General features: G+C 69.2%; 31 protein-coding genes. 15 read left to right on the top strand and 16 right to left on the bottom strand.

All coding sequences use genetic code 11. The features are described from left to right. Nucleotides 1-176: 176 nt before the first annotated feature. Entirely contained in the window at nucleotides 177-497 is a 321-nt protein-coding gene (locus ASD21_RS19920; protein WP_056445440.1) for a HigA family addiction module antitoxin, read from the top strand. Between the two features lie 12 nt (nucleotides 498-509). Here the strand turns inward: ASD21_RS19920 and ASD21_RS19915 are convergent, their stop codons facing one another. Next, nucleotides 510-1,520 (bottom strand): DUF2125 domain-containing protein, encoded by a 1,011-nt coding sequence (locus ASD21_RS19915; RefSeq protein WP_056445438.1) that lies wholly within the window; start codon nucleotides 1,518-1,520, stop codon nucleotides 510-512. 29 nt (nucleotides 1,521-1,549) lie between these two features. Here ASD21_RS19915 and ASD21_RS19910 point away from each other — a divergent pair, with 29 nt between their 5' ends. Further along, nucleotides 1,550-2,098: a gamma-glutamylcyclotransferase gene (locus ASD21_RS19910; protein ID WP_056445435.1), complete on the top strand. Its 549-nt coding sequence runs from the start codon at nucleotides 1,550-1,552 to the stop codon at nucleotides 2,096-2,098. Between the two features lie 150 nt (nucleotides 2,099-2,248). Here ASD21_RS19910 and ASD21_RS19905 read toward each other — a convergent pair whose 3' ends face one another. Then, nucleotides 2,249-3,430 carry an aspartyl beta-hydroxylase gene (locus ASD21_RS19905; protein ID WP_056445431.1) on the bottom strand — a complete coding sequence of 394 codons (1,182 nt, stop codon included), beginning with the start codon at nucleotides 3,428-3,430 and terminating at the stop codon, nucleotides 2,249-2,251. A 71-nt stretch (nucleotides 3,431-3,501) separates the two neighbouring features. Between ASD21_RS19905 and ASD21_RS19900 the strand changes: the two genes are divergently transcribed. Continuing rightward, the gene (locus tag ASD21_RS19900) at nucleotides 3,502-4,065 is read left to right on the top strand and encodes an aspartyl/asparaginyl beta-hydroxylase domain-containing protein (protein WP_235524924.1); all 564 of its coding nucleotides are present in this window, start codon (nucleotides 3,502-3,504) and stop codon (nucleotides 4,063-4,065) included. On the opposite strand, the gene ASD21_RS19895 is transcribed toward ASD21_RS19900, so the two are convergent. Genes ASD21_RS19895 through ftsE form a run of 4 tightly spaced genes read right to left on the bottom strand, consistent with a single transcriptional unit; the run spans nucleotide 4,062 to nucleotide 7,055 of the window. Next, entirely contained in the window at nucleotides 4,062-4,772 is a 711-nt protein-coding gene (locus tag ASD21_RS19895) for a lysophospholipid acyltransferase family protein (protein ID WP_056445425.1), read from the bottom strand. The two genes, ASD21_RS19900 and ASD21_RS19895, sit on opposite strands and share 4 nt — an antisense overlap. Next, nucleotides 4,769-5,404, bottom strand: a complete 636-nt coding sequence (locus ASD21_RS19890) for a YdcF family protein (protein WP_056445423.1) — start codon at nucleotides 5,402-5,404, stop codon at nucleotides 4,769-4,771. The genes ASD21_RS19895 and ASD21_RS19890 overlap by 4 nt, the downstream gene beginning before the upstream one ends. Next, complete coding sequence (locus ASD21_RS19885; protein WP_056445420.1) at nucleotides 5,401-6,291, bottom strand: cell division protein FtsX; 891 nt, start codon at nucleotides 6,289-6,291, stop codon at nucleotides 5,401-5,403. The genes ASD21_RS19890 and ASD21_RS19885 overlap by 4 nt, the downstream gene beginning before the upstream one ends. After that, nucleotides 6,288-7,055, bottom strand: coding sequence for a cell division ATP-binding protein FtsE (gene ftsE, locus ASD21_RS19880; RefSeq protein ID WP_442856984.1), 768 nt, complete (start codon nucleotides 7,053-7,055; stop codon nucleotides 6,288-6,290). Before ftsE ends, ASD21_RS19885 begins: the two co-directional genes overlap by 4 nt. An 83-nt stretch (nucleotides 7,056-7,138) precedes the next feature. On the opposite strand from ftsE, the gene ASD21_RS19875 reads away from it, so the two are divergent. Together ASD21_RS19875 and ASD21_RS19870 are read left to right on the top strand one after the other, a co-directional pair. Then, complete coding sequence (locus ASD21_RS19875; protein WP_156398436.1) at nucleotides 7,139-8,074, top strand: MJ0042-type zinc finger domain-containing protein; 936 nt, start codon at nucleotides 7,139-7,141, stop codon at nucleotides 8,072-8,074. A 15-nt stretch (nucleotides 8,075-8,089) separates the two neighbouring features. Then, nucleotides 8,090-8,617: a phosphoribosyltransferase gene (locus tag ASD21_RS19870; RefSeq protein ID WP_056445412.1), complete on the top strand. Its 528-nt coding sequence runs from the start codon at nucleotides 8,090-8,092 to the stop codon at nucleotides 8,615-8,617. A gap of 175 nt (nucleotides 8,618-8,792) precedes the next feature. On the opposite strand, the gene ASD21_RS19865 is transcribed toward ASD21_RS19870, so the two are convergent. The 4 genes from ASD21_RS19865 to argH form a co-directional block, all read right to left on the bottom strand. Further along, nucleotides 8,793-10,391 (bottom strand): methyl-accepting chemotaxis protein, encoded by a 1,599-nt coding sequence (locus ASD21_RS19865; RefSeq protein WP_056445409.1) that lies wholly within the window; start codon nucleotides 10,389-10,391, stop codon nucleotides 8,793-8,795. A 263-nt stretch (nucleotides 10,392-10,654) separates the two neighbouring features. Then, the gene (gene lysA, locus ASD21_RS19860; protein WP_056445407.1) at nucleotides 10,655-11,920 is read right to left on the bottom strand and encodes a diaminopimelate decarboxylase; all 1,266 of its coding nucleotides are present in this window, start codon (nucleotides 11,918-11,920) and stop codon (nucleotides 10,655-10,657) included. A gap of 146 nt (nucleotides 11,921-12,066) precedes the next feature. Then, complete coding sequence (locus ASD21_RS19855; RefSeq protein ID WP_056445405.1) at nucleotides 12,067-12,393, bottom strand: hypothetical protein; 327 nt, start codon at nucleotides 12,391-12,393, stop codon at nucleotides 12,067-12,069. Then, nucleotides 12,372-13,796 carry an argininosuccinate lyase gene (gene argH / locus ASD21_RS19850; RefSeq protein WP_156398435.1) on the bottom strand — a complete coding sequence of 475 codons (1,425 nt, stop codon included), beginning with the start codon at nucleotides 13,794-13,796 and terminating at the stop codon, nucleotides 12,372-12,374. Before argH ends, ASD21_RS19855 begins: the two co-directional genes overlap by 22 nt. On the opposite strand from argH, the gene ASD21_RS19845 reads away from it, so the two are divergent. The 3 genes from ASD21_RS19845 to ASD21_RS19835 all read left to right on the top strand — a co-directional run bounded on the left by ASD21_RS19845 (nucleotide 13,797) and on the right by ASD21_RS19835 (nucleotide 15,632). Next, nucleotides 13,797-14,426: a TlpA family protein disulfide reductase gene (locus tag ASD21_RS19845; protein WP_056445402.1), complete on the top strand. Its 630-nt coding sequence runs from the start codon at nucleotides 13,797-13,799 to the stop codon at nucleotides 14,424-14,426. It begins immediately after the preceding gene. A 174-nt stretch (nucleotides 14,427-14,600) separates the two neighbouring features. Beyond that, nucleotides 14,601-14,804 carry a cold-shock protein gene (locus ASD21_RS19840; RefSeq protein WP_056445399.1) on the top strand — a complete coding sequence of 68 codons (204 nt, stop codon included), beginning with the start codon at nucleotides 14,601-14,603 and terminating at the stop codon, nucleotides 14,802-14,804. Nucleotides 14,805-14,882: 78 nt separating this feature from the next. Further along, nucleotides 14,883-15,632 carry a GNAT family N-acetyltransferase gene (locus ASD21_RS19835; protein WP_056445396.1) on the top strand — a complete coding sequence of 250 codons (750 nt, stop codon included), beginning with the start codon at nucleotides 14,883-14,885 and terminating at the stop codon, nucleotides 15,630-15,632. Nucleotides 15,633-15,642: 10 nt separating this feature from the next. Here the strand turns inward: ASD21_RS19835 and ASD21_RS19830 are convergent, their stop codons facing one another. The 3 genes from ASD21_RS19830 to ASD21_RS19820 form a co-directional block, all read right to left on the bottom strand. Continuing rightward, entirely contained in the window at nucleotides 15,643-16,029 is a 387-nt protein-coding gene (locus ASD21_RS19830) for a YidH family protein (RefSeq protein WP_056445393.1), read from the bottom strand. 9 nt (nucleotides 16,030-16,038) lie between these two features. Then, complete coding sequence (locus ASD21_RS19825; protein WP_200941455.1) at nucleotides 16,039-16,869, bottom strand: hypothetical protein; 831 nt, start codon at nucleotides 16,867-16,869, stop codon at nucleotides 16,039-16,041. Nucleotides 16,870-18,045: 1,176 nt separating this feature from the next. Beyond that, on the bottom strand, nucleotides 18,046-19,470 hold the full coding sequence (locus ASD21_RS19820; RefSeq protein WP_056445390.1) for an alpha/beta hydrolase: 1,425 nt from the start codon (nucleotides 19,468-19,470) through the stop codon (nucleotides 18,046-18,048). A gap of 163 nt (nucleotides 19,471-19,633) precedes the next feature. Between ASD21_RS19820 and ASD21_RS19815 the strand changes: the two genes are divergently transcribed. Genes ASD21_RS19815 through ASD21_RS19805 form a run of 3 tightly spaced genes read left to right on the top strand, consistent with a single transcriptional unit; the run spans nucleotide 19,634 to nucleotide 21,844 of the window. Next, complete coding sequence (locus ASD21_RS19815; RefSeq protein ID WP_156398434.1) at nucleotides 19,634-20,851, top strand: acyltransferase family protein; 1,218 nt, start codon at nucleotides 19,634-19,636, stop codon at nucleotides 20,849-20,851. A 35-nt stretch (nucleotides 20,852-20,886) separates the two neighbouring features. Continuing rightward, a complete protein-coding gene (locus ASD21_RS19810) occupies nucleotides 20,887-21,522 on the top strand; it encodes a hypothetical protein (RefSeq protein ID WP_156390714.1) in 636 nt (211 codons plus the stop codon). A gap of 7 nt (nucleotides 21,523-21,529) precedes the next feature. Then, entirely contained in the window at nucleotides 21,530-21,844 is a 315-nt protein-coding gene (locus ASD21_RS19805; protein WP_056445382.1) for a winged helix-turn-helix domain-containing protein, read from the top strand. 2 nt (nucleotides 21,845-21,846) lie between these two features. Here the strand turns inward: ASD21_RS19805 and gluQRS are convergent, their stop codons facing one another. Both gluQRS and ASD21_RS19795 read right to left on the bottom strand, forming a co-directional pair. Then, complete coding sequence (gluQRS, locus tag ASD21_RS19800; protein WP_056445379.1) at nucleotides 21,847-22,686, bottom strand: tRNA glutamyl-Q(34) synthetase GluQRS; 840 nt, start codon at nucleotides 22,684-22,686, stop codon at nucleotides 21,847-21,849. A gap of 6 nt (nucleotides 22,687-22,692) precedes the next feature. Further along, nucleotides 22,693-23,316, bottom strand: coding sequence for a TetR/AcrR family transcriptional regulator (locus ASD21_RS19795; RefSeq protein WP_056445376.1), 624 nt, complete (start codon nucleotides 23,314-23,316; stop codon nucleotides 22,693-22,695). 541 nt (nucleotides 23,317-23,857) lie between these two features. Here ASD21_RS19795 and greA point away from each other — a divergent pair. Continuing rightward, nucleotides 23,858-24,337: a transcription elongation factor GreA gene (greA, locus tag ASD21_RS19790; protein ID WP_056445373.1), complete on the top strand. Its 480-nt coding sequence runs from the start codon at nucleotides 23,858-23,860 to the stop codon at nucleotides 24,335-24,337. Here the strand turns inward: greA and ASD21_RS19785 are convergent. Further along, nucleotides 24,334-25,173 (bottom strand): TolB family protein, encoded by an 840-nt coding sequence (locus ASD21_RS19785; protein ID WP_162250257.1) that lies wholly within the window; start codon nucleotides 25,171-25,173, stop codon nucleotides 24,334-24,336. The two genes, greA and ASD21_RS19785, sit on opposite strands and share 4 nt — an antisense overlap. A 212-nt stretch (nucleotides 25,174-25,385) precedes the next feature. On the opposite strand from ASD21_RS19785, the gene ASD21_RS19780 reads away from it, so the two are divergent. From ASD21_RS19780 to ASD21_RS19775, 3 genes are all read left to right on the top strand, one after another. Further along, nucleotides 25,386-25,949 (top strand): HNH endonuclease, encoded by a 564-nt coding sequence (locus tag ASD21_RS19780; protein ID WP_156398449.1) that lies wholly within the window; start codon nucleotides 25,386-25,388, stop codon nucleotides 25,947-25,949. Between the two features lie 117 nt (nucleotides 25,950-26,066). Further along, nucleotides 26,067-26,210 carry a hypothetical protein gene (locus ASD21_RS24135; protein WP_156390713.1) on the top strand — a complete coding sequence of 48 codons (144 nt, stop codon included), beginning with the start codon at nucleotides 26,067-26,069 and terminating at the stop codon, nucleotides 26,208-26,210. A gap of 70 nt (nucleotides 26,211-26,280) precedes the next feature. Beyond that, nucleotides 26,281-26,565, top strand: a complete 285-nt coding sequence (locus tag ASD21_RS19775; RefSeq protein ID WP_082554856.1) for a hypothetical protein — start codon at nucleotides 26,281-26,283, stop codon at nucleotides 26,563-26,565. Nucleotides 26,566-26,568 lie beyond the last annotated feature (3 nt).

The raw sequence follows: 26,568 nt of genomic DNA, 5'->3' as shown, positions 1-26,568 counted from the left end.
CCGGAGGCGCAATAGGGCGCGTTCCTGGGAATAAACTTGCGCTCGGAGAACGTTGGTTAGTGCTTGCTAGGCGTGCGTTCAGACGGGGCTGGCAAATTAGAAACAGCAACTGGCCGGGACCTGTCTCGTGGGACTATCATTCGAGCTCATCAGGCTAGGCAGCCGAGGAGACCGCGATGGTCGCCGACATCGCCGAATCCGCAGATCCGCTCGCTCCGGTCCATCCGGGCGAGATTCTGCTGGAGGAGTTCATCAGGCCGTTCGGTCTTTCCCCCGGAAAGACCGCCACGCGTCTGCACATCGCCCGTCCGCGCATCGAGAAGCTGGTGCGCGGCCAAACGCCGGTGACGGTCGATACGGCTCTGCGCCTGGAAAAGCTGTTCGGCGCCACCGCGCAGTTCTGGCTCAATCTCCAGACCCGCTACGATCTGGAAACGGCCAAGCGTGCGCTCGCGGACGACATCGCGACGATCGAGCCGATCGACGCCGCCGCCTAGGCGGCGGCGAAACTAGTAAACTCGCGGCGCCGGCCCCGTGTCGAACAGGCCCAGCCGCGTGCGGCCGTTCTGGAAGGTCAGGGTGGCCGACAGGGTCGGATCTTGACCCAGGGCCTGGGCCACGGCCGCGGCGGCGGCTTCCGGGCTCTTCAGCGCCTGGCCGGGCGTGGGGATCTCGCGGACCGTGACGTCCAGCGCGCCGCGCAGGCGGCCGTCGTCATCCACCGTCAGGGCGCCGGACTTGGCTTCCAGCAGCGCCTCGCCGGCGTTCAGCTTTCCCTGCTGCACGGTCAGGGTTCCGCCGGCGTCGGACCAGTCCTCGACCGCGTCGGCCCAACTGGTCCCGTGCAGGGCGCTGATCTTGCTGACCTTGGAATCCCAGATCAGGTCGGCCGTGCGGTCCGCGGCGATGCGGCCCATCAGGCCGGTGAAGCGGGCCTTGGCGCCCTTGGCCTCGAAGAAGATCGCGCCCTGGTCGTCGGGACCGGGGCGGACGTGCAACTGCAGGCCCGCCGTCGACAGCAGCGGGAACGGCGCGGCGCCGGCCATCGGGGTGAAGATCAGGTTCGCGCCCTCGACCGAGATGCGCGGCGGGTACCGGTTGAAGCCCGTGAAGCTGGCGCGCAGGGCCTGACCGGTGATGGCCACGTCGCCGTTGATCGGACGGGTCATGATCACGCCCTGGGGCGCGACGATCACCCAGTGGCCAATGTTGTAGGCGTTGGCCTCGCCTTTCAATTCCGGCGCCCGCAGGGCCCAGCCCGACGGTTCGGCGACCCGGGCGTTGGTCAGGGTCACGTCCAGGCGGAACGGGTACCCGCTGAAGGTCCGGTTCTCCCAGGACAGGTCGTAGCCGCGCGATTTCAGCGACAGGGCGGTGGCGTCCATCCGCTGCTCGGCCTGGCCGCGCAGCCACAGCCAGCCGATGCTCCATCCGATGGCGACGATGGCCAGCAGAACGAAAGGCGCCAGCAGACCGCGACGCCGGGGCTTGCGGGACGGGGCGGCGGCGTTATGGGTCATGGAATGGGCGGCTCCGGTCGGGAACAGTGATGAGCGTTGAAGACAGCGAAGACCGCTGGGTGTTCGGATATGGATCGCTGATGTGGCGGCCCGGGTTCCCGTTCATAGAGCGAAGAACGGCTCTGCTCCATGGGCGCCGCCGGGCCTTCTGCATCTATTCGGTCCATCACCGGGGCACTTACGAGCGGCCGGGACTGGTTCTGGGCCTGGCGCCGGGCGGGGCGGTGCGCGGCGTGGCCTACCGGGTGGCCGGCGCGGAATGGGCCGAGGTCTACGCCTATCTGCGCGAACGCGAGCAGCCGACCGAGACCTATTTCGAGGCCTGGTCCGACCTGAAGATCGACGGAAACGGCAAGGCGAAGTCGCTGGTCTTCCTGTCGGACATGAAGCACGGCCAGTGGGCGGGGGCGCTGACCCTCGAGCAGCAGGCCGAGCTGATCGCCGGGGCGACGGGGCTGTCGGGCCGCAACATCGACTATCTGCGCGACCTGGTGATGCACCTGCGCGAGGACGGGGTGCGTGACCACGCCATGGAGTCGCTGCTGAAGATGGTCGAGGCGCGGGAGGGGGCGGCCTAGGGCTGATCGACATTCGGCTTCGGAAGCGAAAACCTCGTCCTTCGACAGGCTCAGGATGAGGTTTTCTACTGCCACGGCGTGCACAATGGTCCTCATCCTGAGCTTGTCGAAGGACGAGGACCACGCACCAGACTTGAATATCGATAGGCCCTAGGACCGGCTGGTCCGCATCGCCTCCAGCCTTCGATAAACCTCGCCCAGCCGCCGCTCGCAGATCGCGCGCAGGGCCGGAGTCGCCGCCTGCTGCTTGTCCTGTCCATCCGGCGCGAAGGCCTGTTCGGGCGCCTTGGCGTCGCGGAGCGCGGCGGCGCGCATGGCCTGGGCTTCGGTCTCCGACACCGCGATGCCGAAGTGCGGCAGGATCTCCGTGAACAGCGCCTCGGGGAGCTGGCGATAATTCACCAGCCGCCCGCCGCCCGCCGGATGGTGGCGCGCCGCGCCCGCGCAGACCGCCGCCAGGACCCGGGCGCAGTAGTCGTCGTTGGGCACGCCGTCCGGCAGGTCGATCCCGAAGGTCGCCGGAGGCACCAAGCTGGGCGTCATCTGGATGCCGCGACGGCGGGTGTGCGAGACCAGCACCTCCACCGGGTCGCGATAGAGGAACACCCACGGCGTGTCGGGAAAGGCGCGCCGGAACAGCGGAAGGTCCAGGCTGTGCCAGCAGTCCAGCTTGAGGAACAGGCGGCTTTCGCCGTTTCGCGCCTGGCCCAGGGCGGCGACCATGGCCCGCAGCTGGGCGACCTTGGCGTCGTCGTCGAGATCGGCGCGCCGGACGACGGCGTCGAGGGGGGCGGCTTCCGAGAGCACCACATTGGCAGGCGAGGCCGCCAGCATCCGCGCCGCCAGGGTCGAGCCGCAGCGCGACATGTGGAAGATCAGGCCGGCGGGCTCCAGCGCGGGCAGGGCGGTGGCCCAGGCCTCCAGATCGCTCAGGGGGGTGCGGACGCCGAACAGCCGATTGAAGGGCAGGAAGCGCTGGCGCGCGAGGTCGTGGTCGTAGAACGACTCCGTCAGGCGTCGCCGGCCGAAGCGAAGCCAGGCGACGGCGGCGCCGCCCTCGACCTGCACGACCTCGGCGGGCAGCCAGCCGGGCGAGGGCGCCAAGCCGTCGATCGAGGGCGGCCGGGGCGGGGCGTAGAGCAGCGCCTTCACCGCCTCGGCCTCCAGCCGCACGCCCCGGGCCCGCGCCGCCTCGGCCGTCCGCGCGGCGAAGATCGAGAAATCCTCGATGTCGCAGAGCGCCTCCTGCAGGGCGACGTCCGACAGCACCACGGCGCGCAGCGACGCCAGGGCGTCCAAGGCCGGCGTCTTGGTCTCCAGGCTCGTCGGCATCGCGTCTCCCGTCGGGTCTTGTGAGGCCGCTCGCGGCTCGATAGCGTCAGTGGATGGTGTTCCCGGACAGATTGCAACTGCCGCCGAGCTTCGATCCGGCCCTGCTGCGGCGCGACCTGGACGCCCTGTCGGCCACGCCGTGGACCGCGCACTACGTCCAGCAGAACTACGAGGGCGACTGGAGCGTGATCCCGCTGCGCTGCGCGGCGGGGGAAACCCATCCGATCCGGATGATCTATGCCGATCCGACGGCCACGACCTTCGTCGACACGCCGATGCTGGCGGCCTGCCCCTATTTCCGCGCGGTGATCGCCGCCTTCGCCTGCGAGGTGCGCGGCGTTCGGCTGATGCGCCTGACGCCGGGTTCGATCATCAAGACGCACACCGACCTGGACCTGGACATCGAGTCCGGCGCGGCCCGCGTCCACGTGCCGGTGGTCACCAACCCCGACGTCGAGTTCCTGCTCAACGGCTCGCGGGTCGAGATGAAGGCGGGGCAGGCCTGGTATCTGCGCCTGAGCGACCCGCACGCCGTGGCCAATCGCGGGGCCGACGACCGCGTGCACCTGGTGCTGGACCTGCAGGTCAACGACTGGCTGACCGGGTTCTTCGACAACGCCCTGGCTGAGGCCTAGAGCCCCTCGTCCTCCAGGGCCTTGGTCGCCGTGTCGATCCGGGTCTGCAGCTCGCGCATGAACTCGCCGCGCTTCAGGCCGGCGGGGATCGGCGGCAGGTATTCGAAGACGATCGTGCCCGGCGGCCGCATGAAGCCCTTCGGCCAATGGACGCCGCAGTTCAGGGCCAGCGGCGTGACCGGCAGGTTCAGCTCGCGATAGAGGGCGGCGATGCCGGGCTTGTAGTCGCCGGGCACGCCGACGTCGCCGCGCGTGCCTTCCGGGAAGATCACGACCTGTCGGGTTTCCTTCATGCGGTCGACGGCGTCGCGCACCAGCTTCTTCAGCGCGGTCGAATGGCCCGCCCGGTTGACGACGATCATGCCGGCCTTCAGTCCGTGCCAGCCGAACAGCGGCACCATCAGCAGCTCCTTCTTCATCACGAAGCAGGCGTCGGGCAGCAGAGCGAACTGGCTGAAGACGTCGAACATCGACTGGTGCTTGGACGCGACCAGCGCCGGTCCGGTCGGCCGGTATTGCTCGCCCCGCACCTCGACCTTGATGTCGGCCAGCCAGCGCAGACCCCAGATCAGACCCTTGGCCCAGGTCGACAACGACCAAGTGTTGGCGCGGCGCGGCAGGGGATAGGTCAGCACCATGCCGATGGCCCAGGCCACCGACCAGAGCCAGAAGAACAGCTGAAACAGGAACGAACGCAGATAGATCAAGACGCTTCCTTCGCCGGCTCCGGGCCGGCCTTGTGTTCGGCCTTTTCCTTGGGTCCCAGGCTGAGGAACGCCTCGCGCCCCAGGATCGCCAGGTACTTGCAGTATTCCACGGTCATGCGCCGGGCGCTCGTGCCGCCTTTCCACCAGCGGTGGGCGTTCAGGCTTTCGGTGACCACGGGGTAGGGGTGCAGGGTCACGTCGGGCATGGCGGCGTGCAGCTCCAGCATCGAGCGCGGCATGTGGTAGTCGGCGGTGACCACGATCAGGCTGCGATAGTTCTTGGCCTTGGCCCATTCGGCGGACTCGCTGGCGTTGCCGACGGTGTCGGCGGCCGCGTAGCCCAGGTCGACGCAGCATTCGTAGATCGGCCGCACGGCCTTGGTCACGCCCAGCACGTCTTCGCGGGACGCCTCGCGGTTGACGCCCGAGATCAGCAGGCGCTTGCCCTTGCCGGCCTCCAGCAGCTTGGTCGCCGCCTCGAGCCGCACGTTTGAGGCGCCGGTCAGCACCACCACCCCGTCCGACACCGGCGGTTCCTGGGCGGGGGTGGACTGATCGACGCGGCTGGTGAAGGCCAGCAGGCCGACGAACCAGACCATCACCACGATCAGCAGCGCTGCGATGCTCTTCACGGCATGCCTCTCAACAGGCGCAGGGAGGCCGCGCGGGCCGCGATCCCGGCCACCAGCGCCGCCACCAACGGGCAGGGCAGGGGCGCCAAGAGATCGATCCAGGCCAGCGGCAGGACCGGCGTCAGTCCCTGGCCGCCCCCCAAGAGCCGCGCCGCCGCCCCAATCATGGCCGCGCTGGCCCCGCCCAGCAAGCCGGCGATGAAGGCCATGCCCGCGAAACGGTTCTGGAACAGGTTGGCGATGAAGCCGTGCTCGGCCCCCGACAGGTGCAGCACCTCGACGATGTCGTGGCGCGCGGTCAGGGCGGCGCGGGTGGCGAAGACGATCACGGCGGCGGCGGCCGTGGCGATCAGGGCGAAGACGCCGATGGCGGCCCAGCCGGCCAGGCGCGCGGCGCGCTCGATGTCGGCGATCCAGCGGCTGTGGTCGTCGACCACGGCGTCGACATTGGCGTCCTTCAACGCCTTGTTCAGCGTGGCGGCGGTGGCGGGGGCCTTCGGGTCGAGGTCCAGGGTCACCAGGCGCGGCACGGGCAGGTCGGCGATCAGGGCCTCGCGGCCGATCCACGGCTCGAGCAGGGCCTCGGCCTTCTCCTTGGGCAGGGCGCGGGCCTCGTCGACGCCCTTGACGCCCGACAGGGTCTCGGCGGCGCGGGCCGCGGCGCTGTCGGGGCTCTCGTTGGCGCGGGGCCGGACCACGACCGTGGCCGAGCCGGTCAGCTGCGCGGTCCAGCCGGTGGCGGCGCGGGTCGAGGCGATCGCGGCCAGGGCCGTCAGGCAGGCCAGGAAGCACAGCACGGCGACCACGAACACCAGCGAGCCGTCCCGCGCGTCGCGCGGCGGCAGCAACTGGCCCGGCTTCCAGCGGGCGACGGAGAACTCGCTCAAGCGTCGTCCTCCTCGTCTTCGTAGTTGTCGTCGTCCTCGTAGCCGTAGGTTTCGCTGGGAGCCTCGTCGGCGAAATCGACCAGCCGGCCGTGCTCCAGGTGCAGAGTCGGGCGGTTGGCGCGGGCCACCAGGTCCTCGTCGTGGGTGGCGATCAGCACCGTGGTGCCCAGGCGGTTCAGCTCGACGAACAGCCGCAGCAGGCGCAGCGACATGGCCGGATCGACATTGCCGGTCGGCTCGTCGGCCAGCAGCACGTCGGGGCGGTCGACCACGGCGCGGGCGATGGCCAGGCGCTGCTTCTCGCCGCCCGACAGGGTGGCGGGCAGGGCGTGCATGCGGTCGCCCAGCCCGACCCACTGCAGCAGCTCGGCGACGTCCTCGCGGTAGGTGTTGGGCTTGCGGCCGGCGATGCGCAGCGGCAGGGCGGCGTTGTCGAACACCGACAGATGGTCCAGCAGGCGGAAGTCCTGGAAAACCACCCCGATGCGGCGGCGGATGAACGGCAGGTCCTCGGGACGGGTCAGGCTGATGTCGCGGCCGAACAGCTCGACGCGACCCCGTGACGCACGGTGGGCCAGGTAGATCAGCTTGAGCAGCGAACTCTTTCCCGCGCCCGACGGGCCGGTGAGGAAATGGAAAGACCCTGGGTGTAAGGTGAACGCGAGATCGCTGAGCGTTTCCGGCCCGCGTCCGTACCGCATCGAAACACCTTCGAAGCGGACGACAGAGACGGTGTCGCCATCCTGGACGTCATCGATGCGCAAGGGTGTGTCGCTGGGTCGTGTGGACATGGCTGGCAAAATCGGCGACCTCGTGTGTAGGAGCGGGGAGCGTCCGATTCGCGGCCATGATACTGACCTGTCCCGAGTGCGCCAGCCGCTATTTCGTCGATGACTCCAAGGTCGGCGCGGCTGGCCGTGTCGTGCGCTGCGCGTCCTGCGGAGCGCGCTGGACGGCGCGCAACGAAGAAGCCCTGGATCTGTTCGTGGAGCCTTCGGCCGCCGATCTGGCGTCCGAGCCGAACCTGACCGCGCTGGACGGCGCGTCCAACCCTGCCGACGATCCCGAGACCCCGGTCGACCAACTGCCCGGCGAGGAACTGCCCAAGGTGTTCCGGGCCCGCGCCGACGCCGAGCGCCGCCTGAAAGAGGCCAAGACCACGGGCATCATCTGGGGCGGCATGGTCGCCGTCATGGTGGTGATGCTGGTGGCGGCCGGCGTGTTCCGCATGAACGTCGCCCATCTGTGGCCCAGCACGGCGGGGGCCTACGCCTTCGCCCGCATGCCCGTGAACAATGTCGGCCTGGTGGTCGAGGACCTGAAGGCCGAGCCGTCGATGCAGAACGGTCACGCCGCCATCACCGTCACCGGCGTGCTGCGCAACATCACCGACCACGCGGTGACCACGCCGCCGCTCCGGGTGGCCCTGCTCAACAAGCACGAGAAGCGGGTGGCCGGAAAGCTGGCCGCCGCCGCCGACCCGCTGATTCCGCCCAGCCAGACCCGACACTTCTCGGTGACCCTGCTGGACCCGCCCCGCACGGCCAACACCCTGGAAATCGGCTTCGCTCTCGAGCCGGGCGCGGCCAAGGCGGCCGGGACCGCGGCCCATGCGGACCACGTCGCCGACCCGCAGGCGCCGTCGCTGCGCGGCGCCCAGGACCAGCCGGCCGACCTGGCGGCGGGCGGGCAACCGTCGATCGACGAGACGCAAGGGGCTGGACACGAGCCCCCAGGTCATGAGACCGGAGCGGTCGAACCGGCCCCGGCCGACCATCATTGACCAAGAAATCCTGAAATGAACGAACGCCCCGCCCCCGAAGTCCTGATTTCTCAGGAAGAAATCGCCGAGCGGGTGGAAGCCCTGGCCCAGGCCATCGCCCCGCGCATCGACAACGACACCGTCGTCGTCTGCCTGCTGACCGGCGGCCTGTGGTTCGCCGCCGACCTGACCCGGGCCCTGTGGCGCGCCGGTCGCGACGTCCGCTTCGACGCCCTGTGGCTGGCCTCCTACCATGACGAACGCAAGAGCTCGGGCCGCTGCGAGGTCCGCGCCGATCTGCAGCGCCCGCTGGTCGGCCGCCGCGCCCTGGTGGTGGACGACGTGCTCGACACCGGCCTGTCGCTGGGCGAGGCCGCCAAGCTGGTCAAGGACGCCGGCGCCAGCGAAGTCCTGACCGCCGTCTTCGCCCGCAAGCCCTGGGACAAGCCGCGCATCGAGCCCGACTTCATCGCCTGGGAAGCCCCGGCCCGCTACCTGGTCGGCTACGGCCTGGACGACGAAGGCAAGAGCCGCGGCCTGCCGTATATCGGGGCGCTGGATTAGCGATCCTTTCCTTCTCCCCTTGCGGGAGAAGGTGGCGGCGCGGCCGCCGGATGAGGGATCTCTCAAAAACAAAAGCCGCGTCCGGTCTTACGACTGGGCGCGGCTTTTCTGTTCTTCGCCCCCTCACCCGACCCGCTTCGCGGGCCACCCTCTCCCGCGAGGGGAGAGGGATTAGTCAGGCCGCCCGCCGACCTCCGACCTGACCCTTCTGGCCGACGTCGAAGATCTCGACCCGCGCCGACAGCTCGCGGCTTTCGACCTGCAGGGTGTGGGCCGCGGCGGTGGTTTCCTCGACCATGGCGGCGTTGCGCTGAACCACGCGGTCCATCTCGGCCATGGTGGTGTTGACCTCGCCCAGGCCCTGGGCCTGGTCCTGAGCCGAGCGGGCGATGGCGGTGACCTGCTGGTCGATCTTGGCCACCACGTCGACGATCCGCTGCAGGGCCTCGCGGGTGCGGCCCACGCGCTCGACGCCGGCCGCGACCTGGGCGCCGGACTCGTTGACCAGGCCCTTGATCTCCTTGGCCGCTTCGGCCGAGCGCTGGGCCAGGGCCCGCACTTCCTGAGCCACCACCGCGAAGCCGCGGCCGGCGTCGCCGGCCCGGGCGGCCTCGACCCCGGCGTTCAGGGCCAGAAGGTTGGTCTGGAAGGCGATCTCGTCGATGACGCCGATGATGTGGCCGATCTTGCCGGACGAGGCCTCGATCAGGGTCATGGCCTCGACCGCCTCGGTGACCACCGGATCGGAGCGTTCGACCTCGGAGCGGGCCGACGCGGCGGCCGCGTTGGCCTGGTGGGCGCTTTCGGCGGTCGAGCGCACGGCGGCGGTGATCTGGTCCAGGGCGGCGGCGGTCTGCACCAGGCCGGCGGCCTGCTGTTCGGTGCGGTCGGCCAGCTCGTCGACGGCGCGGGCCATGTCGACCACGCCGGCGGTCATGCTGGAGGCGTTGCCGGTGATCTCCTGCATCGCGGCCTGCAGCTTCTCCATCGCCCCGTTGAAGTCCGAGCGCAGCGGCTCGTAGCGAAGGGCGAAGGGTTGGGTCAGGCGGCAAGTCAGGTCGCCGCGCGACAGGCGGGCCAGGCCGGCGGCCACCGTGTCGACGACCAGGACCTGCTCGGCCTCCAGAGCCGCCTTCTGGGCGGCCTGTTCGGCGTTGTCGGCGTCGCGGGCGGCGCGGGCCGTCTCGGCGGCGGCGTTGGCCTCGTCGGCTTCGCGGGCGGCGGCCAGGGCCTTGTCGGTGCGGGCGTTGACGGTGACGAACAGCTGCGAGACGCCGGCCGTCAGCCAGATCAGCGACCAGGCGGTGACGACGGTGACCCCGGCGTTGAAGGCGATCCGCAGGGGCGTGACGGCGCCCGGCATCAGCAGATTGGGCGCGAAGATGGAGGCGCCGACGTCGATGGCGACGACGCTGGCCGCGCCGACCGCCACCACCCGCCAGTCGCCATAGGCCACCAGCAGCGCCAGGGCGGCCAGATAGGCCATGCGGGCGTCGGTCTGCCAGGCGTGGCCGGAGAACGCCGCGACGAACAGCGTGACCTGGCCGGCCAGGCTGATGGCGGTGGAGATCCGTTGGGCGACGCTGTCGCGCCAGATCGCGAAGCCGCCCCAGGCCATCGCGCCGAACGCCACCGAGCCCAGCGCCAGGCCCAGCACGGGTCCGCCGGCGAACAGGCGGGCGGCCGGAACCATCAGGACCATCGCGGCGATGCACGCCAGGATCAGATGGCCGCCGACCCGTCGCTGGGCCTCGATGCTGTCGAACTCGATCACCTGGCGACTCCACTCTGCCAAAACGCTCAGTGAGGTTTGGATCGCGGAGGTTAATCCCAGGTGAGAGGTAGGGCTTTTACGGGTTAGGTATGAATACCTAAGGCTGCGGCCTAGAGCCGGTCGACATGCGGCCTCGGGAAGCGAAACCCCGTCCTTCGACAAGCTCAGGATGAGGTTTCTACTGGCACGGCCTGCACAATGGTCCTCATCCTGAGCGTGTCGAAGGACGAGGACCAAGCACAATGCTTGAATGTCGAAACGCCCTAGACCCAGTCCGGCGTCACGTCCCGGCTGAGCATTTCATCGTACGACGGCCGCGCCCGGATCACCGCGAACCGGTCGCCGTCGACCAGCACCTCGGGGACCAGCGGGCGGGTGTTGTACTCGCTGGCCATGGCCGCGCCGTAGGCTCCGGCCGACATGAAGGCCACCAGGTCGCCCGGCCCGAACGGCGGCAGGGAGCGGTCGCGGGTGAAGGTGTCGCCGGTTTCGCAGACGGGTCCGACTACGTCGTAGGTCGTCTCGCCGGTCCGCTTGGTCACGGGGCGGATGTCGTGGAACGCGTCGTACATGGCTGGGCGCACGAGATCGTTCATGGCGGCGTCGATGACCAGGAACTTGCGGCCTTCCGGACGCTCGTGGACGTGGATGACTTCGGACACCAAGACGCCGGCGTTGGCGGCGATGACCCGGCCCGGCTCGAAGGCCAGCGTCACGGGCAACCCCTTGGTGACCTCGCCAACCATCGACGCGAAATCGGCCGGCGAGGGTGGTTCAGGATGGTTGAAATAGGGCACGCCCAGGCCGCCGCCCAGGTCCAGGCGCTCGACGTGCAGGCCCTCGTCCAGCAGCTGTTCGACCAGGCCCCGCATCTTGGTGAAGGCCTGGCGCATCGGCGTCAGGTCGGTGATCTGGCTGCCGATATGGCAGGCCACGCCGATCGGCTCGAGATTGGCGTGGTTGCTGGCGTTGGCGTAGAGGCGCGCGGCCTCGGCGAACGACACGCCGAACTTGTTCTCGGACTTGCCGGTGGCGATCTTGGCGTGGCCGCCGGCCGCGACGTCGGGATTGACCCGGAACGCCACCTTGGCCTTGACGCCCAGCTCGGCGGCGACCTGGGCGATCAGGTTCAGCTCGGGCTCGGACTCGACATTGATCTCGGCGACGCCGGCCCGCAGGGCGAAGGCGATCTCGCCGCGCTTCTTGCCCACGCCCGAGAACACGATGCGCTCGCCCGGAATGCCGGCGGCCAAGGCGCGGCGGACCTCGCCCTCCGACACCGTGTCGGCGCCGGCCCCCAGATCGCCCAGCACCTTCAGCACCGCGACGTTGGAATTGGCCTTCACCGCGTAGGCGATCAGCGGATCGACGACGCCGGCCGCGGCCAGGGCGTCGCGGAACACCGTGAAGTGCCGCTCCAGGGTGGCGCGGGAATAGACATAGACCGGCGTGCCGACCTCGCTGGCGATCCTGGCCAGCGGGACGCCTTCGCAGGCCAGGCCGTCGGGGCCGTATTCGAAATGGTTCACGTCAGGGTCTTTCTGGACACGCCGGCGTCGGCGGGTCCGCCCTCGTCCTTCGACAGGCTCAGGATGAGGGCTATTGCAGAGGCGTTTCGAATGAAATCCTCATCCTGAACTTGTCGAAGGACGAGGATTTCAAGCACGAGGGGTCGTCAGTTCGGGGTCGCGCTGGGGAAGCCGGCGCCCGAGGGGCCGCCGAAGGGGTCGGGCTGGGTGCCGCCCAGAGGCGCGGCGCGGGTCGTGCGGTTGCTCGACGCTGGGTCCATGTTCTCCTGCGTGCCGTTGGCGCGGGCGGGCTGGTTGGCGGTGGCCGAACCCTTGCGGCGCTCGGCCTCGTAGGCGGCCTTCTTCTGGGCGTTCCACAGCGGGGCGGGACGCTCCAGTTCGGCCTGCTTGCCGCAGGCGGCCGCGGTCAGGGCCAGGGCGGCGAGGACGAGAACGGTAAGAGGGCGGCGGATCATCCGAGCAGTTCCTTCCAACGCGCGATCTGGGCGCGAACCTGGGCGGGAGCGGTCCCGCCATAACTCATCCGGCTGGCCGCCGAGGCGGCCGGGGTCAGCACGGCGTAGACCGCGTCGGTGATCCGGGGCTCGATGGCCTGGAATTCGCCGAGCGACAGGTCCGCCAGATCGACGCCTTTCGTTTCAGCCGCCTTCACCGCCGAGCCTGTCACGTGGTGGGCGTCGCGGAAAGGCATGTTCAGTTCACGCACCAGCCAATCGGCCAGGTCCGTGGCCGTCGAGAAGCCCGCGCCGGCGGCGGCGGCCATCTTTTCGGTGTTCGGGGTCAGGTCCGACACCATGCCGGCCATGGCCAGCAGGGACAGCTCCAGGGCGTCGAAGGCCTCGAAGGTGGGGACCTTGTCCTCCTGCATGTCCTTCGAATAGGCCAGCGGCAGGCCCTTCATCACCACGGTCAGGGTGGTGAGCGAGCCCAGGATCCGGCCGACCTTGGCGCGGATCAGCTCGGCCGCGTCGGGGTTCTTCTTCTGCGGCATGATCGAGCTGCCGGTCGTGAAGGCGTCGGTCAGCTTGATGAAGCCGAACATCGGCGTCGTCCACAGCACGATCTCCTCGGCCAGGCGCGACAGGTGCGTGGCGGTGATCGAGGCGGCGGACAGGGCCTCCAGGGCGAAGTCGCGGGCCGAGACGCTGTCCAGCGAATTGGCGGTCGGGCGGTCGAAGCCCAGGCTGGCGGCGGTCTGGTGGCGGTCGATCGGGAACGGCGAGCCGGCCAGGGCGGCGGCCCCCAGCGGGCACTCGTTCATCCGGGCCCGGGCGTCGCGGAACCGCGAGGCGTCGCGGCCGAACATCTCGACATAGGCCATCAGGTGATGGCCGAAGGTCACCGGCTGGGCCGGCTGCAGGTGGGTGAAGCCCGGCATCAGGGCGTCGGCATGGGCCTCGGCCTGGGCGACCAGGGCGCGCTGCAGGGCCTCCAGCTGGCCCGCCGAACGCTCGCAGGCCTCGCGCACCCACAGGCGGAAGTCGACGGCCACCTGGTCGTTGCGCGAGCGGGCGGTGTGCAGCCGGCCGGCCGTCGGGCCGATCAGCTCGCGCAGCCGCGCCTCGATGTTCATGTGGATGTCTTCGTACTCGTCGCGGAACGGGAAGGCCCCGGCCGTGATCTCGCCCTCGATGGCGTCGAGACCTTTCAGGATTTCCTCGCCGTCCTCCCTTGCAATCACGCCCTGGCTGATCAACATCCGCGCATGGGCGCGGGAGCCCGCCAGGTCCTGCGCCCACAGGCGCTTGTCGAAGCCGATGCTGACATTGATCGCCTGCATCAGCTCCGCCGGCTTGGCCGAGAACCTGCCGCCCCACATGGCTTGGCCCTGTCCGCCCGTCGCGGTCTTGGGCTTATCGGAGGCGTTGTCGGTCATATGAGCGAAGTCCAGTCGAACGAGGGCGCGGGCGGGCGCAAGCCCAGCCCGCTGAAATGGGCGATCGGCGCCGTTCTGCTGATCGGCGTCGCGGCGGTTCTATACGTCATCGCTTCGGCTTCATTCAAACCCGCAGGCGTGGCCGACCTCAAGGAATTCAAGAAAGCGTCGTTAGAGAAGCTGGACGTGCCGGCCCAACCGCGCGCCGCGCCGGCCACGGTGTTCACCGACGGAGCCGGAAAGCCCCACACCCTGGCCGACTTCAAGGGCCAGGTGGTGGTGATGAACCTCTGGGCCACCTGGTGCGCGCCCTGCAAGAAGGAGATGCCGACCCTAGGCAAGCTGCAGGCCGCCTACGCGACCCAGCCGCTGAAGGTGCTGCCGATCAGCGTCGACCGCGACAGCGACCTCAACCTGGTCCAGGCCGAAATGGCCGCCAACCCGCCGCTGCAGGTTTATCGCGACCCCGGCTACAAGCTGTCGTTCGAACTGGATCCGCGCGCGGTGGGATACCCGACCACCGTCATCTACGACAAGCAGGGCCGCGAGCGGGCTCGGCTGTCCGGCGACGCCGACTGGTCCAGCCCCGAAGCCCGGGGCCTGGTCGAGGCGTTGCTGCGCGAGCGCTAGGGCGTCCCGCACGCTTAAGCATACCGGCGTTTTTTGAATTGACCCCTCAACAGGGGCGTGTCCACTGTGCCGTGCAATCCTGGATTTGGGCCTGCGAACCGCTACCCGGACGACTGAGATTGTTACCCGCCCGCTTGTCCGGGCATTGGATCGGCTATCTCTAGGAGACACTCCATGGCTACCGGCGTGGTGAAATGGTTCAACGGCACCAAGGGCTTCGGCTTCATCCAGCCCGATGACGGCGGCAAGGACGTTTTCGTCCACATCAGCGCCGTCGAGCGCGCGGGCCTGCGCGGCCTGGACGAAGGCCAGAAGGTCAGCTTCGACACCGCCGAGGAACGCGGCAAGGTCGCGGCGGCCAATCTGAAGGCGCTCTAGAAGGCGTTTTCGCCAGAAGCGCGAATTTGAAGGGCGTCGGCTCCAACCAGCCGGCGCCCTTCTGCTATTGATGAGTCGATGACCGTCGATCCTCGTCTTCTCGAAATCGTCGCCGATCGCGCCTGGCCGGCGCGCCAGAGCGGGGCGCTGGGCGGCTGGCGGCTGAACGCCTCGGACGGCTGGTCGCTGCGGATCAACGCCTGCTGGCCGCTGGGCGAGCCCGACCGGCCGGTCGACGAGGCCATCGACGCGGCCGAGGCCTTCTACGCCGCCCATGGCCTGCCCGCCCGCTTCAAGCTGTCGGACGGGGCGGTGGTCCCGGCCAACCTGTCCGAACACCTGCGCGCCCGCGGCTACCGGCCGACCCACGGCACCCTGGTGATGGTGGGCGAGGCCTCTGGGATGATCGCGGGGGCGACGGACATGGCCGTGACGCTGTCGCACGCGCCCGACCCGGCCTTCGAGGCGGTGCTGACCGCCAGCGCCGCCGGCAACGCCGCCGACGCCCGCGAACGCCTGGACGCCCTGGCCCGCATCCCCGCGCCGGCCCGCTTCGCGCGGCTGGACCTGAACGGCGAGGTGGCGGCCCTGGGCGCGAGCGCGATCGACGGCGAATGGGCGGGGATCTTCGGCATGCGCACCCTGCCGGGGCATCGCCGCAAGGGCCTGGCCAGCCGGATCCTGGCCGCCCTGCTGCACGAGGCCCGGGGGCTGGGCGCGCGCCGGGCCTATCTGCAGGTCGAGGCCGACAACGCCCCGGCCATCGCGCTCTACAGCGGCCTGGGGTTCGTGCCGGCCTACGGCTATCGCTACTGGGTGGTCGAGTAGGCGGCCCGCCTCACACGGCGCGCTTGATGATCGCCGCGAACAGGACGACCCCGGCCACGGCCATCAGCAGCGACATGAACAGCACCGACCGGCCCAGGCGAAACGGTCCGGTCCGTTCGATGGCCTTGAGCGTCACCCAGTAGTCGAGCAGTCCAACGATCATGGCGACCGTGCCCATGCTGACCAGGAAGAGCCCGACCCTGCGCGGGCTTTCGGGGCGTTCCAGCGCGCCCGCCTTGGCGGCGGTCTCCAGGAACTTGTAGATCGTGAACCCGAAGCTGAGCATCGACAGCGAGGTGCGCAGCCAGGCCATCAGCGTCCGGTCGGCCGCCAGCACGGTGCGCAGCGCGCCGAGATCGGCGGGGAGGGCGGGACGAGATCCGGGGCGGTCGGTCACGGGCGGCCGCTATTTCGGATAGAGGAAGGTGGCGATGAACCTCAGGCCCCATTCCGGCCCGACCCCGTCCTGGGCGGCATAGGCCCGCGCGCCGCCGCCCAGCGACACCCTCTGGCCGCCGAATTTGTAGACGTGGGTGACCGTCAGGTTGATCGGCACGGTCCAGCCCTTGGTCTTCCAGTTGTAGGTGCTCTCGGCGTTGATTCCGAAGGTCGTCGCCGTCGGGGTGGTGTAGCTGAGGAAGGGCTGGAGGAAGGTCTGGCTGACGTCGGGGCGGTGGCTTCCGTCGGCGTCGGCGAAGGACCAGATGTGGTTGGCCAGCACGCCGTAGGTGTAGCCGTGCTGCTGCTTGAGCAGCAGGGCGGTGGGGCCCGCGCCCCATTTCTTGGTCCCCAGATCCGACTCCCCGATCGGCCACAGGACAGCCGGGCCGACGGCCCAGACCAGGCCGTCGTGCTCGGCTTTCGGCGAGAAGAAGAAGCTCTGGGTGACGTCGCTGACGCCGAAGGCGGTGTCGTCGCCGGGCTGGACGTGCTCGGTCTTCACGATCGGCACGATGGTGCGGACGATCAGGTTCCAGTCCTGGTTCAGCGAGAACGGGACCACCGGCTGGACGTTCAAGGTGTAGCGCCCGCCGTCCTCGGGGCCGTAGCAGCAGTCGTAGTTCTGCTGGAACGGGACGCTGATCAGGTTGGAGACCGGGTTGTTCAGCTTTTTGGCCAGTTCGGCGCTGTCGTCCTGGGCGTGGGCCAGGGCGGGGGCCAGGCAGCACGCGACGACGGAAAGCGCGGGGAGCCAGAGGCGGCGGCCGTTGGGCCAGGTCGAAGGACGCTGCGGCACGAGAACTCTCCACTCGGACCGGTCCGGGCCCAGGTGGACTATCCGGCGCGCGGCTGGCCCGCGCCATGGTGCGAAGTCCCATCGAGCTGTCGGAAATTCCCGGAGGCCGGGTGGTGAAGGTCGAACGATCGTGGGTCGGTCGGGGACACGCACGCGCCCCACATTGCGGCCGGGGGACATGCTCTCGCGGCAGGGGATTGGCCAGGTTCGCGGGGCGCTCAGGGTGAGTGCGTGTCCCCACCTTGATCCGCCGGGCTGGGGATTGGCCGCGTTCGGGATGAGCTTCCGACGGCGTGGGCGACGCTGGGGACACGCACTCACCCCCCCGTTTGGTGACGATTGGCCGAGGCCCTGCCGTGAGAGCATGTCCCCGGCTGGTCGTTTACGCTCGGCGTTCAGCCAACAAACCCCCACGATTTCAACGCCCTGAACTTTCTCGACCCGATTCGGTCCTCACCCTCCAAATCGCCCGTATCCTGGACTCACCTCGCCGCAGGGAAAGGGCGCATGGCCAGCGACCGATGCGGCGGCGGGGGGCGATCGAGCGGGAAGCTCTGTCGGCGGCGAGATCCGCGTGTGTAGGGGTCTCNCGCAGGGAAAGGGCGCATGGCCAGCGACCGATGCGGCGGCGGGGGGCGATCGAGCGGGAAGCTCTGTCGGCGGCGAGATCCGCGTGTGTAGGGGTCTCGTCAAACCTCACGTCTCCAGGGCCGGCCGGGCATGGAACACAGAAACGGCGTGGCGTGAGGGCTGGCTTAGCAACAGGCGGGCGGTGACGCGCTCGCGGTCCGGGACCGGGKKTCGTTGACCTGGCCCGCCCGTCGGAGGCTTCAAGGCGGCGAGGCCCTAACAGGGCTCAGCGCCGCGGGCTTCCGGATATAACGACCGCGCGGAGCGATCGGGCTTCGTCGAAACGGTATTCTTTTTCAAACTCCGGACGATGTCCGGCGCTCCGCGACCCTTTCCATCTCCTCAGCGAGTGATCGCGTGAGACCGAGAGGCCGTGCCCGCGAACACTTGCCCCCACCTGACCGCTTCGCGGTCTGTCCGCCCCCATGGGGGGCGGAGGACGCGCGCGCCGCGCCGGGGGCGGAACCTCTTCCCCCTGTGGGGGAAGACGGTCGCGAAGCGACCCGTAGGGGGCAAGCGTTCGCCGCACCAGGTCCGGGAGAAAGCCTACTCCAGATCAAACACGAACTTGTCGTGCTCGGGATGCAAACAGCTCTGGTCGATCGGGGCCGACGGATCCGCCAGGAAGCCGCGGATCATCTTGCGGGCGCAGGCGCTGCCGCGCGAGACGCCGTGGGTGGTGTTGGGGATGATGCTCAGCTGGCCCTTGGGGAAGCGGCCGACCGCCGCCCTGGCCACGGCCGGCGGGCAGCCGGGATCGATCTCGGCGGCCAGGAACAGGGTGGGGATCGGGCCGGAGACCGGCTGGGCCTCGACCGGGTCGGGCGCGCCGACGTCGTAGGCCTTGCAGACGGCGAAATAGCGGCCCATCGAGGCCTCCAGCAGCCGCGAGACCGGGTCGCGCTGGGCGCCCTTGCGCATGGCCGCCTCGCTCTCGAACGGGAACTCCTCCTTGCACAGATGAGTCAGGTGCTGGGCCTCGTTGTAGCCGCTGCGATCGGCCATCTGCGCGGCCAGGGCCGTCATGTCGCCGGCCGCGAACTTGGCCACCGTGGCGGGCAGGGCGCGGGCGTCGGGGCCGCTATAGGCCGCGTCCATCAGGAAGCCGCCCAGGTCGTCGGCGGCGTAGACCTTGCCGCCGATCGTCTGCGGGCCGCTCAACAGCTTGGTCGCCAAGGCGTCGAGATCGGCGCCCGGGTGCGGATATTTGGCGTTGCAGGCGGCGTCCTCGGCGCAGCGCTTGAAGATCACCTTCACCGCGTCCGACACCATCTCAGGCCCGCCCTCGGCCCACTTGGCCTCCGGCGTCCAGGGCGAGTCGAGCACCACGGCGCGCACGCCGGACGGGTCGTGCTTGACCACGGCCAGGGCGATGCGGGTGCCGTACGAGACGCCGAACAGGTCGATCTGCTTCAGGCCAAGGGTCTTGCGCAGATCCTGGATGTCCTTGACCACCTCTTCGGCGTTGTATTGCGACAGGTCGACGCCGGAGTCCTTCAGCCGCTGGGCGCAGGCGATCAGTTGCTGGGCGGCCGCGTCGTTCAGCGGGCCGGCGTCGTTCAGGGCCACCCCGCCGCAGTCGAGGATCGGCGAGGCCACCCCGCCGCCGCGCTGGTCGAAATAGATCCAGTCCTGGTCGACGGCGACCAGTTCGCGAGCCGGGCCGCGCAAGCTGCGGGCGACGTTCTCGACCACCCCGCCGCCGGGACCGCCGTGCAGGTAGACCACCGGCGGCAGGCCGGCCTTGGGCGCGCTGGCCTTGACGATGGTCACCGGTATGGCGACGCGTCGCGTGCTGGGCCCGCCCCGGGTCTCGTCGACGACCAGGGTCCCGCACTGGATCTTGTTGCCGACGCCCGAATAGTCGCCGGCGCAGGGGCCGGGCGTGAACTTCGGCTCGGCGGCGTGGGCGCTGGTCGCCGCCAGCCAGGTTCCCGCCGCCAGTCCGGCCGCCAGCATCCATCCGCGCATCGTCGTCTCCCTGGCGATCGGTCGCCTCCAGCCATGCTTAGAGCCGTCGGCGATGGACCCGCAAGAGCGCCGATCAGAACGCATCGTCGTATCGATATTCATCAACAAGTTTACAAAACAAACAAGTTGATACATGGTTCGGCCATCGCAACGGAGCCCGGCCATGCACGCGCCTCTCAAATCGCTCGAAACCTCCGCCTCGGCGGGTGGCTCGGCCCGCAACGCGCCGATCGGCGCCGTGCGCGCCTTCCTGACCCTGCTGGTCATCGCCCACCACGCGGTGCTGACCTATCACCCGTACGCGCCGCCCCCGAAGGGCTTCACCGAGCCGCCGATCCTGTGGACGGCCTTTCCGGTCGTGGATCCGCAGAGGTTCGGGGGCTTTGGCCTGCTGACCCTGGTCAACGACCTGTTCTTCATGTCGCTGATGTTCCTGGTCTCGGGCCTGTTCGTCGCCGAGAGCCTGAAGGCCAAGGGCGCGGGCGGGTTCCTGAAGGGCCGGGCGCTGCGGCTCGGCGTTCCGTTCGTGATCGGCGCGGGGCTGCTGGCCCCGCTGGCCTACTATCCGGCCTGGCTGCAGTCGGGCGGCGCGCCGTCGCTGGCGGCCTATGCGCAGGCCTGGACCAGCCTGCCATTCTGGCCCAGCGGGCCGGCCTGGTTCCTGTGGGTGCTGCTGGCCTTCGGCGCGATCGCCGCCTTGCTGGACGGCCTGTTTCCCCGCCTGATCCCGGCGCTCGGCCGCTGGACGCAGGGCGCCGCGCGCCGGCCGGGCCGCGCCTTCCTGCTGCTGGTCGCGGCCAGCGCCCTGGCCTACGTGCCCCTGAACATGGTCTTGCCCTTCGGCCACTGGACGCTGGAAGGACCGTTCCTGATCCAGACCGGCCGGGCAGGCCACTACCTGGTCTATTTCCTGGCCGGCCTGGCGTTCGGGGCGACGGGCGTGGGCCAGGGGCTGACCGACCCGCAAGGGGCGCTGGCCCGGCGCTGGTGGGCCTGGCAGATCCTTCCGGCGCCGGCGGTGATCGCGGCGGTCGCGGTCTTCATCGTCGCCTTCTCGCTCAATCCGCCGCCCAAGGCGGTACTGGATGTGGCCGGTGGCCTGGCCTTCGTCCTGGCCTGCGCGACCCTGTCGTTCGCCGTGCTGGCGGTGTTCCTGCGCTTCGTCCGCAGGACCGGTCCGGTCGCGCGCAGCCTGCAGGCCAACGCCTACGGCATGTACCTGACCCACTACGTCTTCACCGCCTGGCTGGGCTGGCTGCTGCTGCCTCAGGCCTGGGGCGGGCTGGCCAAGGGCCTGATCGCGTTCGGCGGGGCCGTGGTCCTCAGCTGGCTGACGACGATGGCGCTGCGCCGCATGCCGCTGTTGGGGCGAATCCTGTGACCGGCCATGATGCAACGCTGAAGGGGACCGCGCCCATGAACGACAAGATCAAATCCGTACAGGACGACCTGGCGTTCCTGCGGACGGTGGCCGAGGGCTCCGGCGGCGGGCTGGGCGTGGCGGGGGGCGCGCTCTACGGCGGGGCGGGCCTGATCTACGGTCTGCAGTGCGTGGGGTACTACGCGCAGGTGATTGGCCTGATCCGCATGGGGGCTCTGGGCAATCTGGTGTGGGCCTGGCTGCCGACCCTGATCTTCCTGATCATGATGACGGTGGTGATCGTCATCGAACGCAAGAAGCCCACCGGCGGCGTCGCCAACCGCGCGGTCAACGCCGCCTTTCAGGGCACCGGGATCGCCAATCTGGCGCTCATCCTGATCTTCGCCTCGGCCGCCGTGCGCAACCACGATTTCCGCTACTGGCTGTTCCACCCGGCGGTGGTCTTCGTGATCCAGGGCGCGGTTTGGTACGTGATCTTCATGTTGCGCAAGCGTCTGTGGATGGCGGTGGTGGCCGCGGGCTGGCTGGTGTCCGGCGTGGCCCTGGGCATGCTGATCGATCGGCCGGACCTCTACCTGCTGATCGCGGGCCTGGGCCTGTTCGCCTGGATGATGGCCCCGGGCTACGTGATGATGCGCCAGGCCATGCGCCAAGCGGCCCGGCCGGCCTGAGACGATCGTGAGCGGCAAGTTCGACATCAGCGGATTGGACGACGTCATCCACGGTCGGGTGCGGCTGGGGATCGTCGCCTATCTGGCCAGCGCCGAGGTGGCGGACTTCACCGAGCTGAAGGACCTGCTGGAGGTGACCCAGGGCAATCTGTCGGTCCACCTGCGCAAGCTGGAGGACGCCGGCTATGTGGCGATCGACAAGAGCTTCGTCGGTCGCAAGCCCCTGACCCGGGTCCGGCTGACGGATCAAGGACGCGAGGCCTTCGGCGCCTATCTGAGGGCCATGGGACAGCTGGTGGAGCAGGCGGGAGGCGCCAACTGAGCTTAGAGACCCATCTCCGCTCGAAGCTGCTGCGGCGTCACGCCCGACGCCCGCAGCTCGCGCAAAGTCTGGGCCTTGTCGCGTTTGGCGTACCGCTTGCCGTCGGGGCCGACCAGCAGGCGGTGGTGGCGATAGGTCGGGGTCGGCAGGTCGAGCAGGGCCTGCAGCAGGCGCTGGATGTGGGCGGCCTCGAACAGGTCCTGGCCGCGGATCACGTGGGTGATCCCCTGCAAGGCGTCGTCCAGCACCACGGCCAGGTGATAGGCCACGCCGACGTCCTTGCGGGCCAGGACGATGTCGCCGGCGGTTTCGGGTCGGGCCGCGATCAGGCCGGTCTCGCCGTTGGGCCCGGCGCCGTCCTCGACGAAAGTCAGAGGGTCGAAGCCGCCCAGCGCGCCGCGGGCCGCGTCCAGCGACAGCCGCCAGGCGAAAGCCTCGCCCCGTTCCAGCCGCGCGGCCTCCTCGGCGGGATGCAGCGGGCCGCCGATGAAGGGCCGGGCCGGCTCGTGCGGCGCGCGGCCGATGTCCAGCTCCTTGCGGGTGCGGAAGCAGCGATAGACCAGGCCCTTCTCGCGCAGCACGTCGATGGCGCGGTGATAGTCGGCCAGGTGTTCGGACTGGCGGCGAACCGGCTGCTCCCAGGAAAGGCCCAGCCAGGTCAGGTCCTCCAGGATCGAGGCCTCGAATTCAGGACGGCTGCGAGTGGCGTCGATGTCCTCGATCCGCAGCACGAACTGGCCGTTCTGGGCTTGCGCGGCGTCGAAGGCGGTCAGGGCCGAGAAGGCGTGGCCGCGATGCAGGCGGCCGGTCGGGGAGGGCGCGAAGCGGGTGGCGAACGGCAAGCGGACCTAGGCCTGATCGAGCTTGGCGAACATGCCCAGGTGTTCGAACACGGCGCGCAGGAAGGCCTCCTCGCCGCCCAGGGCTTCCTTCAGCGGATCGAACTGCTTGAAGCTGATCATCTCGGCCAGGCCATGGCCGGCGCACCAGGCGGCGATGGTCGCCAGTTCCAGGTCGAGCGGCGTGGCCGTCCCGCCGCTGCGCTCGTCGATGGTGTTGCGCACCTGGCAGTAGGCGCCTTCTTCCTTCATCTGCTCGGGCAAGGCGTCCTTGTCGCGCGAACAGTCATACATCACGCGATAGAGCGCGGGGTTGTCGCGGGCGAAACAGACATAGGCCACGCCCAGGCTGGTCATCCGTTCCTTGCTGTCGACGGCCTTGGCCCGAGCTTCGCCGAGGGCGGCGTCCAGGGCGGCCCAACCTTCGTGGGCGACGGCGTCCAGCAGTTCGCCCTTGTCCTTGAAATGATGGTAGGGCGCGGCCGGACTGACGCCGGCTTCGCGCGCCACCGCTCGCAGCGAAAGCGCCGCCGGACCCTCGGTTTCCAGGATGCGGCGAGCGGCCTCGACCAGGGCGCGGCTGAGGTCGCCATGGTGGTAGGGGCGGGCTTCGGAAGAGGCGGTCTGTGTCATCTCGGACACTGTAACCGTTCCTGTTCAAAAATCCATCCTAACGGCGTAAAGATTATCTTGACGTCGTTTAGATCGGTGCTATCTAAGCATTGTCCAGATCGGGCTCGGTCTGGACCGGGGCAGCGGCCTTCTCGATCACCGCGTCCCGCAACCAAACTCAAGGATGTGTGTGATGACCAACACCTTTTTCGCCTTCGAAACCGCGCTCGACCGCATGGCCGTGGGCTTCTTCCTGGCCGCGGCCGTCGGCGTCGCCGCCGCTTTGGTCGGCATCGCGATCTAAGCCTCGGCGGCGTTCGTGGTCGACGGGGCCAGCGGCTTCCCACGCTGTCCCGCCGACGCCGTCGCGGGCGAGCTCCTTGCCTGGAGTGTCCGAAGCCGCCCGCGCCTGGTCGCCGGCGGCTTTCGCATGTCTTGATCCTGAAGACGCGCGCGCCTAGGTCGGATGCTCCCGAGGCGGAACATCCCGAGGCGGGCCGGATTTCCTAGACATGACCCTTTCGTCTTCCATCGCAGGGACGCGCTTCCCGGGGATGCGGCCATGAGCGTCGCCTTCACCAAGGAAGGCGACAGCGAGGCGTTCGCCGCCGATCTGCTGGACCGTCCGATTTCGCCGCATCCCAACCTGGTCACGCCGCAGGGCCTGGCCCAGATCGAGGCGGACTTGGCGCAGGCCCGCGCCGCCTACAGCGCCGCCCAGGCCGGCGGCGACGTCGCCCAGGACCGCACCGCCATGGCCCGCGCCACCCGCGACCTGCGCTATTGGTCCGCCCGCCGGGCCAGCGCCCAGCTGCGCGAGCGGGATCCGTCCGTGGAAGGCCTGCAGTTCGGCGGGACCGTCACCTTCGACCGCGAGGACGGCCGTCGTCAGACCTTCCGCGTCGTCGGCGAGGACGAGGCCGATCCGGCTCGCGGTTCGGTGTCCTACGTCTCGCCCGTGGCTCGGGCCCTGCTGGGCAAGGGCGTGGGCGACACGGCCATGGTGGCCGGCGGCGAGGTCGAGATCATCGCGATCGACTAGGGCGCCGGGACCTCGAAGATGTCCATCCGGCCCGGACCCAGGGCGGGGCAATAGGCCGAATAGAACAGGACGCCTGGCCGCCTGGGGTCGATGGCCGGTCCGTTGTTGATCGCCTCCGAGCAGTTGATCGGCGGGGCCAGGACCGCGCGCGGGCCGAAGCGTCCGTCGTCGCCGCGCCGGGCGCTGTTCAGGGTCACGCGGGTTTCGGCCTTCAGGTCGCCCGAGGCGAACACCAGGGTGCGGCCGTCGGCCAGCAGGGCGGCGTCGAAGTCGTCCAGCGGGCCGTTGACCTCCGGCCCCAGACCGCGAACCGGCGCGTGGCCCGTCAGGTCGCCCTCGAACAGGTCCTGCTTGCCCAGACCGCCATGGCCGTCGGACGAGAAGATCAGCTTGCCGTCGGCGGTCGGGGTGGGCGCCCACTCGTCGCCGGAGGTGTTGAAGTCCGGACCCAGATTGCGCGGCGTTCCAAAGGCCCCGGTCGCCGGGTCGCGGTCCACGACGTAGAGATCGTCGCCGCCCTGGCCGCCCGGGCGGTTGGAGAAGAAATAGACCGCGCGGCCGTCGGGCGAGAACGCCGGGTCGAAATCATTGTCGGGTCCATCGAACGACACGGCCTCGGGCCTGGACCATCCCGCGCCTTCGCGGCAGGTCTGCAGGATCCGCCAGGTCGTCTTCGGCGCGCCGATCGAGCCCCAGAGCATGCAGCGGCCGTCGGGGCTGAAAGCGGGGCGGACCTCGGTGTCGGGCGAATCAACGATCCCAGGCAGCAGCGGCGTGGGCGGTCCCGCGGCCAGCAAACCGGCCAGGATGATCACGACGAAGGCGGGCGTCGGCATGGCGAAAGCTCCGGAATGTCCGTCGCTGACCATAGCCGCGATCGTTCACGCGCCAAGCGCAAGGATGTCTTGGTTCTGTCGTCGAGTTGGCTCATCCTTTGTGTGCGTTCGGGAATGAATGGCGATTCCTGAGAATGCGTAGGAAGGAGGCCCGTCTTCAGTCCGACCGCGTATCCGCTTCACGGGAGCCTGTGCCGCTCCAGAGGGAGGCCCTGATGCAGGCGCTGTCCCGTCCACCGTCCGGTATGCCGGCGCTCGTCCTCAATGCCGACTATCGGCCCCTGAGCTACTACCCGCTGTCCCTCTGGCCCTGGCAGGAGGTGATCAAGGCGGTGTTCCTGGAACGTGTCGACGTGGTCTCGACCTACGACCACGTGGTGCACTCGCCCTCGTTCGAGATGAAGCTGCCCAGCGTGGTGTCGCTGAAGCAGTACGTGCCGCAGGATCGCCCGCCGGCCTTCACCCGCTTCAACCTGTTCCTGCGCGACGGGTTCTCCTGCCAGTATTGCGGTTCGCCCGACGAACTGACCTTCGACCACGTGATCCCCCGCTCGCGCGGCGGCCGGACCACCTGGGAGAACATCGTCACGGCCTGCGCGCCCTGCAATCTGCACAAGGGCGGCCGCACGCCCCGCGAGGCGGGCATGCACCCGTTCCACACCGCGCGCCGTCCCAGCATGCACGAACTGCAGGATCGCGGCCGCCGATTCCCGCCGGGACACCTGCACGCCAGTTGGCTGGACTACCTTTACTGGGACATCGAACTGGAAGCCTAGGACGCGGCGAGACCGAGTCGCGAAAAATGTCGAGGAAACAAAGCCTTATGGCTCTGCTTGCATCGACTCGCCACTGAGCGGACCCAAGGGACAGGGGACGCCCAGTGGGAGGGTTCGATGCTTGTCAGTCCTTCGATGCTTTCCGGTCCGACGCTTCATGAGCATGGACGCGCGCTGAGCGTCAAACGCCGGCTGCGATGGCTGATGGCCGCCATGACGGTGGCCAATGTCGTCCTCTGGTCTATCGTGTTCGGGCTCTGACGGCGCAACCTGGGCGCCGGCTCAAGGGTTCTATCCGCAACGCTTTCGGGCGAAAATCGGGAGAGACCCCATGATCTTTGGCCACAAGAAGGAAGAAACCGGCCGCCACTTCACACACGGCACCAGCGCCTCGACGGCCGATATGGCCAGCGACGGCAAGGTCCGGCACGAGGACAAGCACTTCGACGCCCCGCATTCCCGCGAGGCCGAAACCCCGCTCGCCGAAGGCGAAAAGCACGATCAGCTGGCGGAGAAGGTCGAGTGTTCCGAGAACCGCCAGGAAGCCCTGCTGGACGAAGGGCTCGAGGAAAGCTTCCCGGGCAGCGACCCGGTCAGCGTCAAGCGCATCACCTGAGAG

The sequence above is a fragment of the Caulobacter sp. Root1455 genome, assembly GCF_001426905.1.
Taxonomy (GTDB): domain Bacteria; phylum Pseudomonadota; class Alphaproteobacteria; order Caulobacterales; family Caulobacteraceae; genus Caulobacter.
Note: the sequence above shows the minus strand (reverse complement) of the source record. Positions and strands in the feature narration are given on the sequence as shown.